This window comes from Novosphingobium sp., from assembly GCF_032093395.1.
Taxonomy (GTDB): Bacteria; Pseudomonadota; Alphaproteobacteria; order Sphingomonadales; family Sphingomonadaceae; genus Novosphingobium.
This window is the reverse complement of record NZ_DAMDBA010000044.1, coordinates 1-16,209: the sequence shown is the minus strand read 5'-3', so window position 1 is coordinate 16,209 and position 16,209 is coordinate 1. Positions and strand designations below refer to the sequence as shown.

Annotated in this window: 14 protein-coding genes and 1 pseudogene; 8 read left to right on the top strand and 7 right to left on the bottom strand. The window is 61.1% G+C overall.

The features are described from left to right. The first annotated feature begins 202 nt into the window (after positions 1-202). From RT424_RS14805 to RT424_RS14795, 3 genes are all read left to right on the top strand, one after another. The gene (locus RT424_RS14805) at positions 203-2,521 is read left to right on the top strand and encodes a TonB-dependent receptor (RefSeq protein WP_313439764.1); all 2,319 of its coding nucleotides are present in this window, start codon (positions 203-205) and stop codon (positions 2,519-2,521) included. A gap of 10 nt (positions 2,522-2,531) precedes the next feature. After that, positions 2,532-3,842 carry a glycoside hydrolase family 1 protein gene (locus tag RT424_RS14800; protein WP_313439762.1) on the top strand — a complete coding sequence of 437 codons (1,311 nt, stop codon included), beginning with the start codon at positions 2,532-2,534 and terminating at the stop codon, positions 3,840-3,842. A gap of 94 nt (positions 3,843-3,936) precedes the next feature. Then, on the top strand, positions 3,937-6,960 hold the full coding sequence (locus RT424_RS14795) for a family 78 glycoside hydrolase catalytic domain (protein ID WP_313439760.1): 3,024 nt from the start codon (positions 3,937-3,939) through the stop codon (positions 6,958-6,960). Positions 6,961-6,989: 29 nt separating this feature from the next. Here RT424_RS14795 and RT424_RS14790 read toward each other — a convergent pair whose 3' ends face one another. Next, positions 6,990-8,036, bottom strand: a complete 1,047-nt coding sequence (locus tag RT424_RS14790; protein WP_313439757.1) for an aromatic ring-hydroxylating dioxygenase subunit alpha — start codon at positions 8,034-8,036, stop codon at positions 6,990-6,992. 102 nt (positions 8,037-8,138) lie between these two features. On the opposite strand from RT424_RS14790, the gene RT424_RS14785 reads away from it, so the two are divergent. Continuing rightward, on the top strand, positions 8,139-8,924 hold the full coding sequence (locus tag RT424_RS14785; protein WP_313439754.1) for a LysR family transcriptional regulator: 786 nt from the start codon (positions 8,139-8,141) through the stop codon (positions 8,922-8,924). A gap of 467 nt (positions 8,925-9,391) precedes the next feature. On the opposite strand, the gene RT424_RS24550 is transcribed toward RT424_RS14785, so the two are convergent. After that, positions 9,392-9,784: a dihydrodipicolinate synthase family protein gene (locus RT424_RS24550; RefSeq protein WP_409521507.1), complete on the bottom strand. Its 393-nt coding sequence runs from the start codon at positions 9,782-9,784 to the stop codon at positions 9,392-9,394. Positions 9,785-9,810: 26 nt separating this feature from the next. Next, positions 9,811-10,107, bottom strand: a pseudogene (locus RT424_RS24545) (dihydrodipicolinate synthase family protein); the annotation flags it as partial. Between the two features lie 689 nt (positions 10,108-10,796). Between RT424_RS24545 and RT424_RS14775 the strand changes: the two are divergent. The 4 genes from RT424_RS14775 to lysA are packed head-to-tail and all read left to right on the top strand — an operon-like array spanning position 10,797 to position 13,152. Then, positions 10,797-11,066, top strand: a complete 270-nt coding sequence (locus RT424_RS14775) for a hypothetical protein (protein WP_313439749.1) — start codon at positions 10,797-10,799, stop codon at positions 11,064-11,066. 12 nt (positions 11,067-11,078) lie between these two features. Further along, positions 11,079-11,576: an SAM-dependent methyltransferase gene (locus tag RT424_RS14770; RefSeq protein ID WP_313439746.1), complete on the top strand. Its 498-nt coding sequence runs from the start codon at positions 11,079-11,081 to the stop codon at positions 11,574-11,576. Then, positions 11,573-11,836, top strand: a complete 264-nt coding sequence (locus RT424_RS14765) for a hypothetical protein (protein ID WP_313439743.1) — start codon at positions 11,573-11,575, stop codon at positions 11,834-11,836. The genes RT424_RS14770 and RT424_RS14765 overlap by 4 nt, the downstream gene beginning before the upstream one ends. A gap of 26 nt (positions 11,837-11,862) precedes the next feature. Next, positions 11,863-13,152, top strand: coding sequence for a diaminopimelate decarboxylase (gene lysA / locus RT424_RS14760; RefSeq protein ID WP_313439741.1), 1,290 nt, complete (start codon positions 11,863-11,865; stop codon positions 13,150-13,152). A gap of 108 nt (positions 13,153-13,260) precedes the next feature. Here the strand turns inward: lysA and RT424_RS14755 are convergent, their stop codons facing one another. The 4 genes from RT424_RS14755 to RT424_RS14740 all read right to left on the bottom strand — a co-directional run. Then, on the bottom strand, positions 13,261-14,085 hold the full coding sequence (locus RT424_RS14755) for a TorF family putative porin (protein WP_313439738.1): 825 nt from the start codon (positions 14,083-14,085) through the stop codon (positions 13,261-13,263). A 148-nt stretch (positions 14,086-14,233) separates the two neighbouring features. Further along, entirely contained in the window at positions 14,234-14,578 is a 345-nt protein-coding gene (locus RT424_RS14750; RefSeq protein WP_313439736.1) for a hypothetical protein, read from the bottom strand. Positions 14,579-14,960: 382 nt separating this feature from the next. Continuing rightward, a complete protein-coding gene (locus tag RT424_RS14745; RefSeq protein WP_313439733.1) occupies positions 14,961-15,665 on the bottom strand; it encodes a response regulator transcription factor in 705 nt (234 codons plus the stop codon). Next, positions 15,662-16,209 (bottom strand): ATP-binding protein (locus tag RT424_RS14740; RefSeq protein WP_313439730.1); only part of this gene is annotated, 548 nt, incomplete at its 5' end. The genes RT424_RS14740 and RT424_RS14745, both read right to left, overlap by 4 nt.

Sequence of the window (16,209 nt, the reverse complement as noted above, 5' to 3'; positions counted from 1 at the left end):
CTTCCTGTGTCGGACGCTGTCGTTTCTGGATCATAGTCTGCCGTTGTAGCTCTTCACAGTGAGGGTCGGCGCCCTGCTAAACTCAAGTAGCGACCCAATCGATGAACTTCAATAACTAACATTCATGCTTGACCGAATGTTGGCGTAGACCTTATCCGATCCGGGTGACGCCGACTGATCGGTGCGGGGAGGATCTTGAAAGATGACCAGGGTTGCACTGTTTCTGGGCGTGAGCCTGTTTGCCATGGCCCAGCCAGCGTATGCGCAGGAAAACGCGCGTGAAGACGCGGTTTCGGAAATCGTGGTCACTGCCCAGCGCCGCACGGAACGCCTCCAGGACGTTCCGGTGAGCGTTACCGCATTGGGAGGAGACACGTTGCGATCGCGCAATGTGAACGATCTGTCGCAGGTGGCATTGGCGGCGCCGAGCCTTCAGGTCGGTAACGACAATACATTTGCCGTTCGCGGCGTGGGCACCCAGGCTTTCGCAACGACGATCGATTCCAGCGTCGCCACCTCGCTGGACGAGGTGAATCTGGGCCGGCCATTTCTTGCGCAGGGCCTTTTCAATGACGTCGAGCGGGTGGAGGTTCTCAATGGTCCGCAAGGCCTCCTGTTCGGCAAGAACGCATCGGCCGGCCTGCTGAACGTCATCTCCGCGCGGCCCAAGCTTGGGGTCTTCGGCATTGAAAGCAATCTGGAACTCAGCAACCGGGATACGCCTGGAAGCGATGCCCAGAGCTGGTCGATGATAGGCCGTGCGACAGTCAACATCCCTGTTGGCGAGGATGGGGCGCTGCGCGTGAACGGCACCTATTCCTATGAAGAGCCTTCGACGAGTTTCGTCGGCCGCCGGGATGTCCGCAACGATCTCGATCGCGAGCAATACGGCGTCCGCGCCAAGTATCTACAACGCCTGACGCCTTCTCTTGAGCTTTACGTGATCGGCGAATATGCCGAATCGCACGGCGTCGCAGGGATCTATGATCGCACCTATCGCCAGCTCGGCGCAGGCAGCGTCAACGCTGGACCTTTGGCATCTTCCAATATCGAAGCGGGCGACGACAATTTCACTTATGCCGGCGACGGCGGCTTCTGGCGTGATCTGAAGCTGGGCGGCGCGCAGGCCTCGCTCGCCTGGACGAGCCCTGGCGGCGTGGTGATCAGCAACATCGCCGCCTGGAAGTTCTACAATTTCGACTCCCAACTGGACGTCGATTTCACGAACAGCAACGGCGCGAACATCAATCGCTCGCATGCCAATTACGACCAGTTCTCCAACGAATTCAGGGTTTCCCTGCCTTCGGAGAACCGTCTGTCCGGACAGGCCGGCCTCTATTACTTCCACTCGACGATCGACCAGTCCGGCCAGATCGCGGGAAACAATTATCTGCCCGGTTTCCTGCTGCCGAACTTCCCCTTCTGCGTAGGCGCGGTGGCGACGCCCGGCGCTCCGCCGCCTGCATGCTCAACCAGCAACAGCTACTTCCTGGGCCGGGACAATGACTATCGCATGAAGACCGACAGCTATGCCGCTTTCGGTCAGCTGACTTATGCGGTGACCGACGCGCTCAAGATCTTCGGCGGCGGACGCGTCACGCGGGACGAGATAACGATCGACCTCACGCAGATCGAGGACGCCTATTTCGTTCCCCTCGGCGTGCCGGGAACCTTCGCGCAGTCTTACGGTCACACGGATTTCAGCTGGAGGGTCGGCGGCCAGTACCAGATCACTCCGGACGCGATGTTCTACGGTTCCTATGGCCGAGGCTACAAGGGACCGGGCTTCAATGACACCGCAGCGAGTGCCGACGCGGACCTGCTCGTTCGTGCCGAAAAGTCCGACACAGCCGAGATCGGGCTGAAAACAAGCTGGTTCAATCGAAAGCTGATATTCAACGTCTCCGCCTTCCACACGAAGTTCGCAAATTATCAGACTCAGTCGCTCGACACCGCGCTCCAGGCCTTCGTCGTGCAGAATGCAGCGTCAGTGAAGAGCAAGGGTATCGAGATCACCATCGGCGCCACGCCGCTCCATGGTTTCTCCATCAATGGCTCAGCGACGTTCCTCGATTCCAAATTCGGCAATTTCGAAGGTGCCGAGTGCTATCCAGGCCAAGCGGGCTGTACAAACGGATCGTTTAACGCCCGCGGGCTGCGTACTCCGACGGCGCCTAAATTCGCCTCGTCGTTGCAGGCGATGTACGAATTCGACGTGGGGGAGAACGCGCACCCCTTCATCGAGGCGAACTGGTATCACCGCAGCCCGATCAATTACCTGATCAACCGGGCCCCCGGCGCCCGCGTGCCGACGACGGATCTCATCGGCGCAAGCGCAGGCGTCCGGTTCGATAACGGAATGCGGATCGCGATCTTCTGCAAGAACTGCACGAACGAATATAACCCTAACTTCATCGGCCTTGACGCCGGCGACGCCTCTAACGGGATCGCAAGCTACCAGCAGCAGTTCGGCTTCGATTCCGCGCGCACGATCGGCGCTAACGTCCAGTTCCGGTTCTAAGGGCAGCACTATGATACATCCGGTTTCACGCCGCGGAATTCTTCGCGGCACCGCCGCGAGCCTGGTGATGGCGAGTGCCGCTCCGCTCCTCGCGACTGCCCCCCGCAAGCTGCGTTCCGACTTCCTGTGGGGCGCAGCAACAGCCGGGCACCAGGTCGAGGGCGGAAACGTCAATTCCGATAGCTGGGTGAGCGAGCATCTGCGACCAAGCGCCTTTGCCGAACCTTCGGGAGACGCGTGCGACAGCTGGAATCGCTGGCGTGAGGACATCGACATCGTCGAACGGCTCGGGCTCAACACCTATCGCTTCGGCATCGAGTGGTCCCGGATCGAACCTGAGCCCGGAGAGTATTCCCAGGCGGCGCTGGCCCACTACCGGGCGATGATCGACTATTGCCATGCCCGCGGCCTTCGGCCTTTCATCACTTTTTCCCATTTCACCGTTCCGCGTTGGTTCGCGGGAATGGGTGGCTGGGAGGAGGCGGCGAACATCGACCATTTCGTTCGCTTTTGCGAAGTGGCAGCGCGCGGGCTCGGGCCGGACTATACTCACGGTCTGACCTTCAACGAACCGAACCTTGCGCCGCAGCTTTCCTGGCAACCGGACTTCCGCAAGGCGATGCCGATGTTCGCTCTGGGCAACAAGGCGGCTGCTCGCCTGATTGGGGCCGATCGTTTTGCGGGTACGTTGACCTCGGACACCACGAAAACTGTACCTAACCAGATCACCGCCCATCACCGTGCTGTCGAGGCGATCAAGTCGGTGCGTCCAGACCTTCAGCTGGGTCTAAGCCTGTCCATGGCCGACGAGCAGGCCGCACCTGGCGAAAGCGCGCTCGAGCGCAAAATCGCGCAAGTCTACGCGCCCTGGTTCGAGGCTGTCCGCAAGGATGACTTCATCGGAGTCCAGACCTACGGCCGTGCCATAGTCGGGCCTGACGCGGATCTGCCCCCACCGATCGGCGCCGAACAGACCCTGACGCAGATGGAGTTCTATCCCGAGGCGCTTGAAGCGACGGTTCGATGGGCCGCGAAGGCGACGGGCCTGCCGGTGATCGTCACCGAAAACGGCGTGGCCGTGGCAGACGACCGGCGCAGGATCGCCTATATGGACCGAGCGCTCGCCGGACTGGGACGCGCCATCCGCGATGGGGTCGATGTACGCGGATATATCCATTGGGCACTGCTGGACAATTTCGAGTGGAACCGTGCCTATACGGCGCCTTTCGGGCTTGTCGCTGTCGACCGCAAGACGTTCTCGCGCACCATAAAGCCTAGCGGGCCTCACCTTGGACGCTACGCAAGCCGAAACAGCCTGTAGGCGTCTGCGAACAGCGGAAAACGAGGGGAGGAAGAATTTGCCAGAGGTCGATCGGCGCGGGTTTGTCGTGGGTGCAGGTTTAATGAGTGCCAGCGTGGGGCACATCTTGCCCGCCGCGGCAGCGGCAACGAACAAGGCTACCGTGGTGAGCCTCAAGGCTGCCGGGCGCCACGAACCAATCGGTCTGGGGGATGCCGCTCCGACCCTCTCCTGGCGCATCGAAGGCCCAGGCCGGATACACCAGTCCGCATACCGAATCCTCGTTTCGTCAAACCTGCGGATGCTAGAGCGGAACCAGGGAGACGTCTGGGACAGCGGCAGGATCGACGGCCCATCCTCCTCCATGCCCTTTGCCGGCCGTAAGTTGCGCTCTGGCGAGCAGCTTTACTGGAAAGTCCAGGTCATCGATGCCGCTGGGCATTCCGTCTGGAGCGAACCTTCGCAGTGGGAGATGGGTCTCCTCCAGCCGTCAGACTGGAGCGGACTGTGGCTTGCCGTCGAAAACGAGGCAGAGCGCGCCGACAGGCTGGCGGAACCTCAATGGGTCGAAGGGTCGTCACCGTCCCCCAGCCAGCCGCGCTCATTCCGGTTGTCTTTCCAGAGCGATGCGGGACAAGGGCTGCTGACCCTTGTCGCGGACGGCGCGATTGTCGCCCTCAGGCTGGACGGCGAGCCTTTGGAGCTTCCGGCGCGCGATCCCAACGCCTTCGGGGGGGCACCGGCAGCCCGCTTTGAGTTGCAGCTGAAGCCGGGCGAGCATGTGCTGACACTTGACGTCGCGCCCATCGCCGGTTTCTTCACCAAGCCGACGGTCGCGCTCGCAGCGCAGCTCCGTTTGTCGGAAACGGCGGCGGTGCGGCGCATCTCGGGCGGATGGGAGACGAGGCTCGGCGCAGATGCGCAGTGGGTGAAGGCCATGGCAGCTGAGCGACAGCCGGTATTCCCCTGGCCGGCCAGCCCGGGTCGGCTGCTGCGGCGCCGCTTCGTCCGCCATGGGGCGGTCCGTAGCGCGCGCCTTCACGTCGCTTCGCTGGGCGGATATCGGCTATGGCTGAACGGCAAGCGCATCGGCGACGACGAACTCCAGTCCGAGCCAGCCGATTACAGCCGCCGGATACCCAGCCGCTGCTACGATGTCACCCATCTACTGCGTGAGGGAGACAACGTCCTGGGCGCGCTAGTAGGAGACGGCTTTTTCGCAAGCTACCAGGCTCCCGAAGGGCGTTTTGCCTATGGCTCTGCGCCGCGCCGCATCCACGTGGTCCTCGATATCGAGAATGTCGGTGGTGAAATCCAGCGTCTCGTCAGCGACAAGGAGTGGCGACACGCAGTCTCACCTCTGTTGATGTCGGAGCTTTACGCGGGCGAAGATCAGGACTTGCGACTCTGGCCGGACGGCTGGCTCGATCCAGGCTTCGACGCATCGGCCTGGAGCGAGGTTTGGGAAGCGCCGGCCCCGTCGGCCATCTGTTCACCTGCGCACGCAGAGCCGATCCGCATCGTGCGCAAGTTGACTCCCGTCTCCATCCGCAAACTTGCCGAGGATCGCTTTTTGGTCGACTTTGGCCAAAACTTCGCCGGCAGGGTGCGCCTCCATCTCAAAGGGAAGGGCGGTCAGCAGATCAGGGTTCGCCATTCCGAAGTGCTGGACAAGGCCGGACTCCCCGACCGCAGGAACCTGCGCGCCGCCCGCGCCGAGGACTGTTATATTCTGCGAGGCGACCCGGCAGGCGAGCGGTTGGAGCCAATGCTCACCTATCAGGGATTTCGCTATGCCGAAGTCGAGGGCATTACCGATCTGAAAGCTGACGCGATCAGTGGTCTTGTGCTGTCCAGCGCGCTGGAGGAGACGGGCACCTTCCGCATCGACAATCCGCGCCTGCAGCGCTTGTGGCTGAATATCCTCTGGAGCCAGAGGTCGAACTTCGTCGGAATTCCCACCGATTGCCCCCAGCGCGACGAACGATTGGGGTGGACCGGCGATGCGCAGGTGTTCTGGGATGCGGCTGCCTTCAACATGGACGTCGGGGCCTTCACGCGCTCCTACTGCCGCATCCTGCGGGACGCCCAGAGCTCAAATGGCGCTTATCCTCTTTGGGCGCCTAGCCCATCCGGCCTGGGCTGGGGCACGACAAGCGCCACGCCCGGCTGGGCGGACGCCGGGATCATGCTGCCTTATGCGTCGTTCCTGCATAGCGGTGACACGGCCGTCGTCGAGGAGAACTGGGAAGCGATGACCGCCTATCTTAAAGGCATAGTCGCGACCAATCCGGGCGGTCTTTGGGAAAAGGATAGAGGCGCTGATCTGGGCGATTGGCTGGCCCTCGATGCCAAATCGCCGATGGACGAAACCACGCCCAAAACTCTCATCGCCACCGCCATGCTTGCTCGCTCGATCGATCAGGTCGCGAAGATGGCGGCCTGGACAGGACGAGACGTCGATGCCGTGCATTGGCGGGAAGCCCATGAGCGGGTTCGTAGCGCGTTCCAGCAAAAGTTCGTCGATGCGGACGGAACGGTGGGGAACGGCAGCCAGTGCAGTTTCATTATGGCGCTGGCACTCGGCCTGCTCGCGCCCACGCAGCATGCGGCAGCAGGCAAGTTGCTGGCGGCGGACATCAGGCGGCGCGGCACGCTGCTGTCGACGGGATTTCTCGGCACCCCCCTTGCACTTGATGCGCTTGCCTCGGTGGGAGAGGAAAAGCTCGCCTGGGACCTGCTTCTGCGCAACCAATACCCTTCATGGGGTTATATGGTGGATCGAGGCGCCACGACGATTTGGGAACGCTGGAACGGCGACACGGGCGATGTGGCGATGAACTCGTTCAACCATTATGCGCTGGGAGCGGTAGCGGCTTTCCTGTACCGGCGTGTAGCGGGCATCGAGCCCATCGAGCCGGGCTTCGCGCGTTTTCGTGTCGCAGTTCTGCCCGACGAACGCATCCCGTCTGCGGGAGCCACCCTTGATACCGTTCGTGGCCGCATCGAGACTTATTGGTCCCGTTCCGCGGGGCAGCTATCGCTGGACGTGTCGGTGCCTGCGAACTGCATCGCGACCGTGGCACTCCCGGACGGCGAACAAGAAGCAGGGCCAGGACGACACCGATTCAGCTATTGAACCGAAGTCGCCCCAAAGCCGGCGGTCGGTTAGGCAGCGGCCAACCGCTCCGTTGCCTCTTCGCGCAGCAGACGAGAAATGAACTGGCGCGTATGTCGGCCACCCACGTCGCTTGCGATATCGATCATCGGTTGATCCGGGTCGGCCGACATACGCGCCTGCTGCAACTCCAGAACCTCCTGGTCCTCACGGAAGGTGCGGGCCGTCTGTTCGAACACTTCATCGGGAATTCCGTCGCGCAGGATGTTGGTTGCCATCGACCAGAAGTAATGCGTGGTCGTCGCGGTTTCGGGCGTAATGCCGTGGAAGCCGCGCATCGAGAATCCGTGATCGCGCCGGCCTTCATACGCGCCGGTGCCTGCATCGCATGCACCCGTGTGGATGCGGATCAGCACCGGTTCAAACTCGATTTCCTGCCAGCGGTCGATACGACCGGTGAATCCGGCGGCGTCGACATAAGTGGGCGGCGGCTCGGAATCAGGCATCTGGCGGATTACCCGCACACCATTGGTGAGCTTCTCGGACTGCGTTTTCGTGCGGAAATGAAGGTCCGGGTTTCCGCCGATCGTCTTGGCGTGGATGTACGGCAGGTGGGAGAGGTCCATAAGATTGTCCACGAGCAGCTGCCAGCTTCCGTTCACGGGAAAGTGTGCCGAGCGCCAGGCGTAGGCGGGATCTTCGTGAATGGGATAGCTGGGCACGAGCATCACATCAGCACGTCCGGTGTCACCCATCCAGATCCAGAGCAGTCCCTGCTGTTCGACGAGCGGATAGGCTCTGACGCGCGCAGTGTCGGGAATCCGATCCTGAGCAGGGATCCGGGTGCATCTGCCGTCACCCCCGAATTCCAGACCGTGATAAGGGCATCGGATGGCCGATCCTTCCACGACGCCTGCGGAAAGTGGCATCGCGCGGTGGGCACATCGATCGGCAAGCGCATGTGCAGTTCCTTGCTGATCGCGCCAGAGCACGACGGGCTGGTCGAGGAAGGTGCGGCCGATGCGATCGCCACGTTTGATATCGCTACTCCAGCCCGCCACGTACCAGACGTTCTTGAGATAAAGTGGTTGTTCCACAGGCCTCATCCTCTCACTCGTTTGCAAAAGAGATAGCGTTCTGTCAGCCTATCCGCATCGCTGTTAATGTTGATACGGCATATCAGTGAGTCGGATAACCTCGTGGACTATCGCCGCTTTGACTTGAACCTGCTGATTGTTTTGAACGTCCTGCTCGAGGAGCGCGGCGTCAGCGCAACCGCTCGCCGGCTGAACATAAGCCAGCCAAACGTTAGCTTCGCCTTGAGCAAGTTGCGCACCCAATTTGCAGACGATCTGCTTGTTCGAACTGGCAACAGCATGCAGCCCACAATGCTGGGGGAGGCGCTGCAAGCTCCCTTGCAACGCATGCTTGGTCTTCTTGAAGGCGAGATTCTTGCCGAGCGGCTTTTTGACCCGCTTCTATCCGATCGCCGGTTTGTCCTCAGCTTATCGGATATCGGCGAGCTCGTATTCCTGCCCCAGTTGATGACGGAGCTTTCCCGGCGCGCGCCGCATGTCACGTTGGAATCCCGATCACTCCAGCCAGGGCAGCTCCGGAACGCCATGGCAGAAGGGGCGGTGGATCTCGCGCTGGGTTTCTTCCCAGATATTGAAGGAAACAGCTTTTTCACCCAGAAGCTCTTCGATCATCCCTTTACTTGCATCGCGCGAGCGGACCACCCGGAAGCGGCGCCGGGGTGGTCGCTTGATACGTTTCTGAGCCTGGGTCATATCGTCGTCTCGCAAACCGGGCGAAGCCAGGAACTGTTTGAAGAAAGCCTTGAGAAACGTGGGCTTTCTCGACGCATTCAGCTGAAGTCTCCTCATTTCATGAGCGTGCCGCTGTTGATCGCTGGATCCGATCTCATCAGCACGGTGCCTGCGGCAGTAGGGGAGATCTTCGCCACCATGGCCCAACTAGCGTAATTGATCCACCGTTGTCGACCCCGCGCATCGATATCCAGCAATTCTGGCATCGCCGGGTTCACGATGATCCGGCCGTAAGTTGGCTACGACGGCTTATCAGCGAAATGTTCAAAGGGCGTGATCCGTCAGTAGTTGGATCTTGACAGATCATCAAACGACCGCGCTCGCATCTATTGAGCTCGCCGCTTCAATTGATCAAAACTTTTCTTAAATTACCCATGCCGGAACGCCTTCTGAGCCGCGCAAGATTAACTATGATACCCTCAGTCAGCATAGGACCGCGTTCGCCGAGGCGTACAGGAACCACGTGAGTTGGTTGGCAGACGACACCGCATGAGCGTCAGCTACCTTCGCAACCCGCGTCCGATCCGGGTCCGCGGGTTTCTGTACGGGCGGCCCTCGTACGCAAGCGCTCGAAGGCCGACACATTGTGACGCTGCTCCGTGCTTTGCGAATATTGGCACAAACTACCTTATGAGCTCGTCTGTTGTGGCCAAGAAAATTGCACGGTCAATTTCCTGTTCCGTCTCGCTCCCGACCTCAACCATCGGAAGTCGCAAGCGACCTGGGTAGCCTCGACGTTTCCGGACCATCGCATACTTGAGCGCTGCCGGCGATGGCTCCGCGAACAGCGCTCGATGAAGGGGCAGCAGCTTTTCGTCGAGTAGGGCGGCCTTTGCGAAATCCTGCACGAGCCAGGCTTCCTGGATTTCGGCACATAGCCGCGGTGCAATGTTCGCAGTAACCGAAATAGCACCGCGACCACCCGACGCCATGAAGGCGAGGGTCGTCTCGTCATGACCGGAAAGCTGGCAGAACCGCGCACCGCATGCATCACGCTGCATTCCAACCCGAGCGATTGCACCCGTGGCGTCCTTTAAGCCGATTACGATTTCAGGATAGCCCGCCGCCAGCCTGCCATGGTTTCGGGCGCGATATCCGCGCCTGTGCGCGCCGGCACGTTGTACAAGACTATCGGGAGGCCGCCGTTTTCGCTCAGGTGTGCGTAATGAGCGAAAATGCCATCCTGACTCGGTCGCACGTAGTACGGTGCCATGACCAAGGCAGCAGCCGCTCCTGCGTCCCGGGCACGGCAAATCTGTGCAAGGGTGGTGACGGTGTTTGCCGTTCCACATCCAGCTATTACCGGGACGCGGCCGTTCGCTTCTGACATGCAGATAACAAGGACCTGCCGTCGTTCCGCATCACTGAGGCTGGCCGCTTCACCGGTCGTGCCGCAGGCTAGGGCGTAAACTCATAAACCGCACCATCGAGGTTTGGGGCAAAATGGCTCAGCGCAAGAAGGCAGGACGAAGGAATACGTTCGTATTTCAAGTCCTGCCGACGCAGCGATGGGCCATTTTGCGTCAAATCCGAAGGACGCCCGAATGGCTTCCATCTCGAACCAAATCGACCTTGGACGGGCAACCAGCCCGCCCGGCGGCCACTTCGGCCCGAGCTGTTCGCCATTCGGGCGCCTCGACGGTGCGGTTTATAAGTTTACGCCCTAAGATCCCGGACGCCCCTTCCTCGATCAGCCAGGAAACATGATCGCGCAGTGCGGCCTCGTCGATGCCGTCTCGCTTGAAGAGTGGGAATGGCGGGAATTGAGCCCGAGAACATGGATAGTGCTCCAATTTCGATGAGCGGTCCAAGTATGCGTATCCGGATATAAAAACGCGAGAACCTTTTCGCCAGGCGCATAGGAATGTCATTGTATTTTCGGCGCTCGATAGGTGGACAACATAGTGAAAATTCAATGCTTATCCGTTCATCGCGATCTGGAATACATATGCCGCTCCCTTTACCTTTTCATCGTCCGCCGCGGTTTATCGCGGCCGACGCATCAACTTGGCTTGAAGGAGCTGTTTTGTGATCGAAACCCCCAGCAATCCGGAACCGGACCAACGCGGGTCGATACTCTATGTCGGTCAGGACCACGCCGGACACTGGCTGGTCCAGGAGAACCACGGCCTTTTGGAGGGCCGGTTCATCTCGCGCGATGCCGCATGGCGTTTCGCCCGCGGAGAGGTGCACGCTTTTCCCGAGGCTAAAATCCTCCTGACAACGAAGTGGCTGGTCCCTGCAATCCCTTTCGACCCGGTGCCGGATGCCTACGGCACCCTCGACCGCGCGGCGTGAAAGGGCGGCACCATGCATTTCTCGCTTTCCCTCCCCACCGGCTCACCTTGGCCTGCGGTCTCGATCGGCATGTGCTCGGATCGCGCGCGCGCCGAACAGGATCCGTGCTGGAGACCGCTCGTCGCAAGGCTCCAATCGCTGCGAAAAAGCGGTCGCAGATCCGTTCGCATCGTCGATGTGAACTGCGGCGACGGCTCGCTTCTCATCGCGGCCACGCGTGAAGCTCGCAAGCTCGGATTCCTTGCGATCGAAGGTTCTGGCGTGGATCCGGACGCTGACAACATCGACGATGCCCGCAGACAGGCTCGATGGCTTTCGGACTGCGCGATAGGCCTCGAATTCGAGAGAGCGACGCCGATGCCGAGCCTCTTGGCCGAAGCCGAATTCCCTGCCGACATAATCCTGTATGCGCCGCCGCCAACTTACTCGAAAAGCTTCGAAGACGCAGTTCGCGCTTCAGGTCAGTATGTGCTGGCAAAGCGTGAACAATGCGGGATGCCGAGCCTATGACCCGAAGGGATCTGTTCTGGCGCGGCGTTGGGGGTGTCCTCATCATCGCCGCTCCCACGCTGGAACTGTTGGCGCCCAGCGACCCAGGAAGCGCGCGCGGATTGCTTACTCTCCTTTTGCTCGCCGTCACTCTGTTCGGCCTCGTACTTGTGGCTCAAGGCAAGAAGCTCGCACTCGTGCTGCGGATCGAAAACAGCCGTCACCGCGCGCTTCCCGACCTCATCCGATCGCGACGAGTTCAACGCCGCCGCAAGCCCTGACAGGTCTTCATCAAGGACATTCGCGCATGACAGCATTTCATTATGCCGACGGCGTCCTGCACGCAGAAGCCGTACCCCTGACCACGATCGGCACCGCAGTCAGAACCCCCGCCTACGTATACTCGGCGAAGGCGTTACGAAACGCAGCCCGCCAGTTTCAGGCGGCACTTGCGGACATCCCGCGAAAGCACATCGCCTTTGCGGTAAAAGCCAACCCGAACCGCGCGGTGCTGTATCTGCTCGCCAAGGAAGGCTTCGGCGCCGACATCGTATCCGGCGGGGAGCTTTCGGTCGCACGGGAAGCCGGCATGCAGCCCGGCGACATCATCTATTCGGGAACCGGGAAAACGCGCAGCGAACTCGTCGATGCGCTCGATGCCGGTGTCGGTCAGTTCAATATCGAACTGGAAGCGGAAGGCGAACTGCTGTCGGCCCTTGCGATCGAACGCGGCTTTCGCGCGCCGGCATCGCTGCGGATAAATCCAGACATTGATGCCTGCACGCATGCGAAGATCACGACCGGCCGAAGCACCAGCAAGTTCGGCGTTCCCCTTGGCGATGCGATCGCTATCTATGAGCGTCTGGCCCTGCTTCCCGGTCTCGATCTGCGCGGCATCGCGGTGCATATCGGTAGTCAGATCGTCGATATCGCACCGCTCGAAGCCGCCTACACGTGCATCGGCGAACTCCTCGCATCGCTTCGCGCTCGCGGGCACACCCTCACGCATGTCGATCTGGGCGGAGGCCTTGGCGTATCCTACCGCGAGAGCGAAGCTGGCGCCGATCTCGAAGCCTATGGCGCGATGGTCGCCCGGATCACGCGAAACTGGAATGTGACGCTGCAGTTCGAGCCGGGCCGGTGTATCGCCGCCAGTGCTGGGGTCTTGCTCACCCAGGTCACCTGGGTCAAACCCGGCGCCGAGCAGCCGTTCGTGATCCTCGATGCCGCGATGAACGATTTTATGCGGCCTTCGCTCTACGATGCCTGGCACGAGTTCTCGGCCGTGCGCCCCACCGGTACACGCATGACGGCTGACATCGTCGGGCCGGTCTGCGAAAGCGGCGACACCTTTGCCCGCGCACGGGACATCGACAGCGTGGGCGCTGGCGATCTTGCCGTAATTCATACGGTCGGCGCCTATGGTGCGACGATGGCATCGACCTACAACTGCCGCGCGCTGCCACCTGAAGTCCTGGTCGATGGCGATAGGTTCGCCGTCGTGTCCGATCGCCTGGCTGTGAGTGCGGTTGCTCGCCATCGGCTTGCGCCCTGGCAGTCGTACGCGCAAGGGATCGACGATCCGGTGGCTGCCTGACGTTCGCCGGGAATTCAAACGCGGCATGGCCTGACGGACACGGCTATCCTCGAGTTTGGAGAGATCAAAAGAGCCCGGCAGCCGTCGCTGCCGGGCTTTCCCCCGTTGTCAGAACGCAGCCGTCAGAGAGGCCACGACGGTAGCATCCACAATGGACCCGGTGCCATCCTGACCCTTGCTGAAGTTGGGCTGCAGGCGAGAAGCCTGGGCACGCGTTATGTCGGTATCGACATACGAGACATTGAAGGTCAGGTTGCGCCAGGCGGCGTCCATGCCGATCGACCAGTCCCAGTAGGTCCCAGTGGGAGCGACGCTGGTGCCGTTAGGCCCAAGGCCCGGATTGCCGTCTGAGTATCCGATGTGGGCCTTCGCGGTGAGCGGCGTGCCGCCGATCGCAAAGGCGCCGTCGCCCCACAGGTAGAGGTTGTCCTGCTTCTGCCCGCGGCTATTGGGGGCATTGGAGACGTTGGCGAGCGCATATTGCTTGGGCGCGTAGGCGACGCCGGCCGTCAGCGTGGCGGGCCCGGTTGTGCCCGAAAGCTTGACGTAAGGCTCTGCGAAGTCGGTATCGCTGGCGCCGCCCGGATACATGTACCAGGTCAGGCCGACATCGAGCGTCGCATTGTCGCTCAGCTTCGCCTTGTAGCCGCCGATCAGATCGAGTTCCATATTGGAGCCGCCGAAGGTGCCCCAACCTGACAGGTTCGAGGCCCAGGTGCCGACATAGAGACCGCTCTCATGACTGACGGTGAGGCCGCCCTGGACGGCCATGTCCTTGTCGGACTGCGAGACACCGCGGAACCGGTAGTCCGAAGCGATCGTCGCGGAACCGGCGACGGTGACGGGGGAACTGGGTGCTGCCTCTTCCTGCGCCTGAACGGCCATCGGGAACAGGCCGACGAACAGGGCTGCGACAGGTGCGATCGATTTCATGGGTTTCCTCATTGGATGTCCCCGGACATTGCCGGGGCGATTCGAGGCGTTCCAAGTAGATCAGAGCCGCGTTTGATATCGAGAGGAGGACCGTGCCGATCGCGTTGTATTTTTCCAATGCCCCGATCCAAAAACGAGGCAGCGAGGATCAAGCGGCCTTGGTAGTCACGCGCTCGAACTTCGTTTCCGTGCTCGCCTGTTCGTTCAGCAGCACGTCGAACTGACGAGGTTCGATCAAGACAGCGCTCCAGCGCCGGGGAATCTCGATCTGCTTCCATAGGCCAGGCCCCACGAACAGAAGCGCATTGCCGATGATGAGCAGCAGAACGAACACAGCGCAGATCGCCAGTTCCGCGAGGCTCGCCGGCCCGGGTGCATGCGCGTGGACGCGCGTATAGAGACTGCTGCCTGCCCACCATGCGCCCGACAGGACGACGGCGCCAGCAAGGCGCAGAGCGAACTGGGCTGCCAGGGTTTCGTGCCACTTGACCATCGACGACCTCCTTTGGGAGGCTCACAAGTTACGCAGGACCGCATAGCAATTCGAGAGCGAGAAACCGCTCGGCGCATTGAGATTTCCTAATGTCGAAGCGCTCGAAAGACGACGAATTGAGCCGATCATATGCGATTCACATCGTGCGGCGCGCCCATCGGTATGATGGACACGCGCTAATTCCTGAGCCGTGGGCTGCTGCCGCAAAATTCGCTTTCAGCGAATTTTCAAACGGACTCTAAGGCCGGACCTTACTTAAGCGCAGAGATGAAGGCGCAGGCGAGCGTGACTGCAATACAACTGTAGATCGCGATACCGCTTGCGCCCTGCGCTCCGAGCCAGTCCACGATGCGCTGACGTCCGTCAGGGTTTCGATGGCGCTTCATGTTGAATCATCGTCAGGGATGCGCAGGCGATAGCCGATGCCTACGTCATTGCTGATGACCTGAGGCCGCTGCGGGTCGGTTTCCAGCTTCTGCCGCAGTGTCCGCACGAGCACGCGCAGATACTCGACATGGCGTTCGACATCCTTGGGCCAGACGTTCACCATGATCTGTTCGTGCGTGATGACCCGACCAGGAAACTTGGCTAGCTGCGCCAGCACGGCATATTCCTTGGGCGTGAGATGAACCTCTTTGCCCGCTTTCGTGACCTTTCTGTCGAGGAGGTTGATCGACAGGTCGCCGACAGTGATTGCAGGCACCCCACCACCGCGTGTCATGCGATTACGCAAGGCGACGCGCACCCGCGCCAGCAGTTCGTCGGTGTCGAATGGTTTGGTTAGATAGTCATCCGCGCCTAGATCAAGCGCCGCAACTTTCTCGTCCGTCGCATCGCGCGCGGAGACAACGATAAGCGTGGTATCTGCATTCTGCTTGATCAGCGGCACCAGTTCCAGCCCATCGCGATCGGGGAGACCAAGGTCCAGCAGTACGATCTGCGGAAGTTCGGTCTGCAGGCGATCCATAGCTTCGCGCGCGCTTTCCGCTTCCACGGTAGCATAATCTGCGCGGACGAGCGCGGCCTGGATGAGCCTGCGGATGTGAGGCTCATCATCGACGATGAGCACCTTGTGGCGGAGGTTCATAGTACGTCCTTGCTATCGATATTCGCGATGATCAGCGGTTCAGGGATGCGGATAGTGAAGCAGGCGCCGTGCGGTGCTTCGTTGTTGGTCGCCTCCACCGAAAGGCCCATGGCTTCGGCAAAGCCCTTGACGATCGCTAGGCCGAGACCGGTTCCGTGGCGTACCCGGTCCGAGCCTTCCAGGCGGGTGAAGGTTTCGAAGACCCGCTTCTCCTGTCCTGCCGGGATGCCCGGCCCCTGGTCAATGACCGACAGGAGCAGCGCGTCCGAAGCGCGCCTGCATCGGATCACGATCGGGGTTCCGGCGTCGGCATAGCGCCCGGCATTGTCGAGCAGGTTGATGAGGCAGTGGTGCAGGAGCACGGGGTCCAGCCGGACCAGTGGAATATCGGGTACGACATCGACCTGGATTGCATGGTTCATCAACGACGCGCGAGTATCGTGCGCCGCTCCTGCCACGGCATCGAAGAGATCGGTCGCTTCCACTTTCATCGGCAGCGCGCCGGCTTCCACACGCGCCATGTCGAGCAGATTGGCGACGAAGC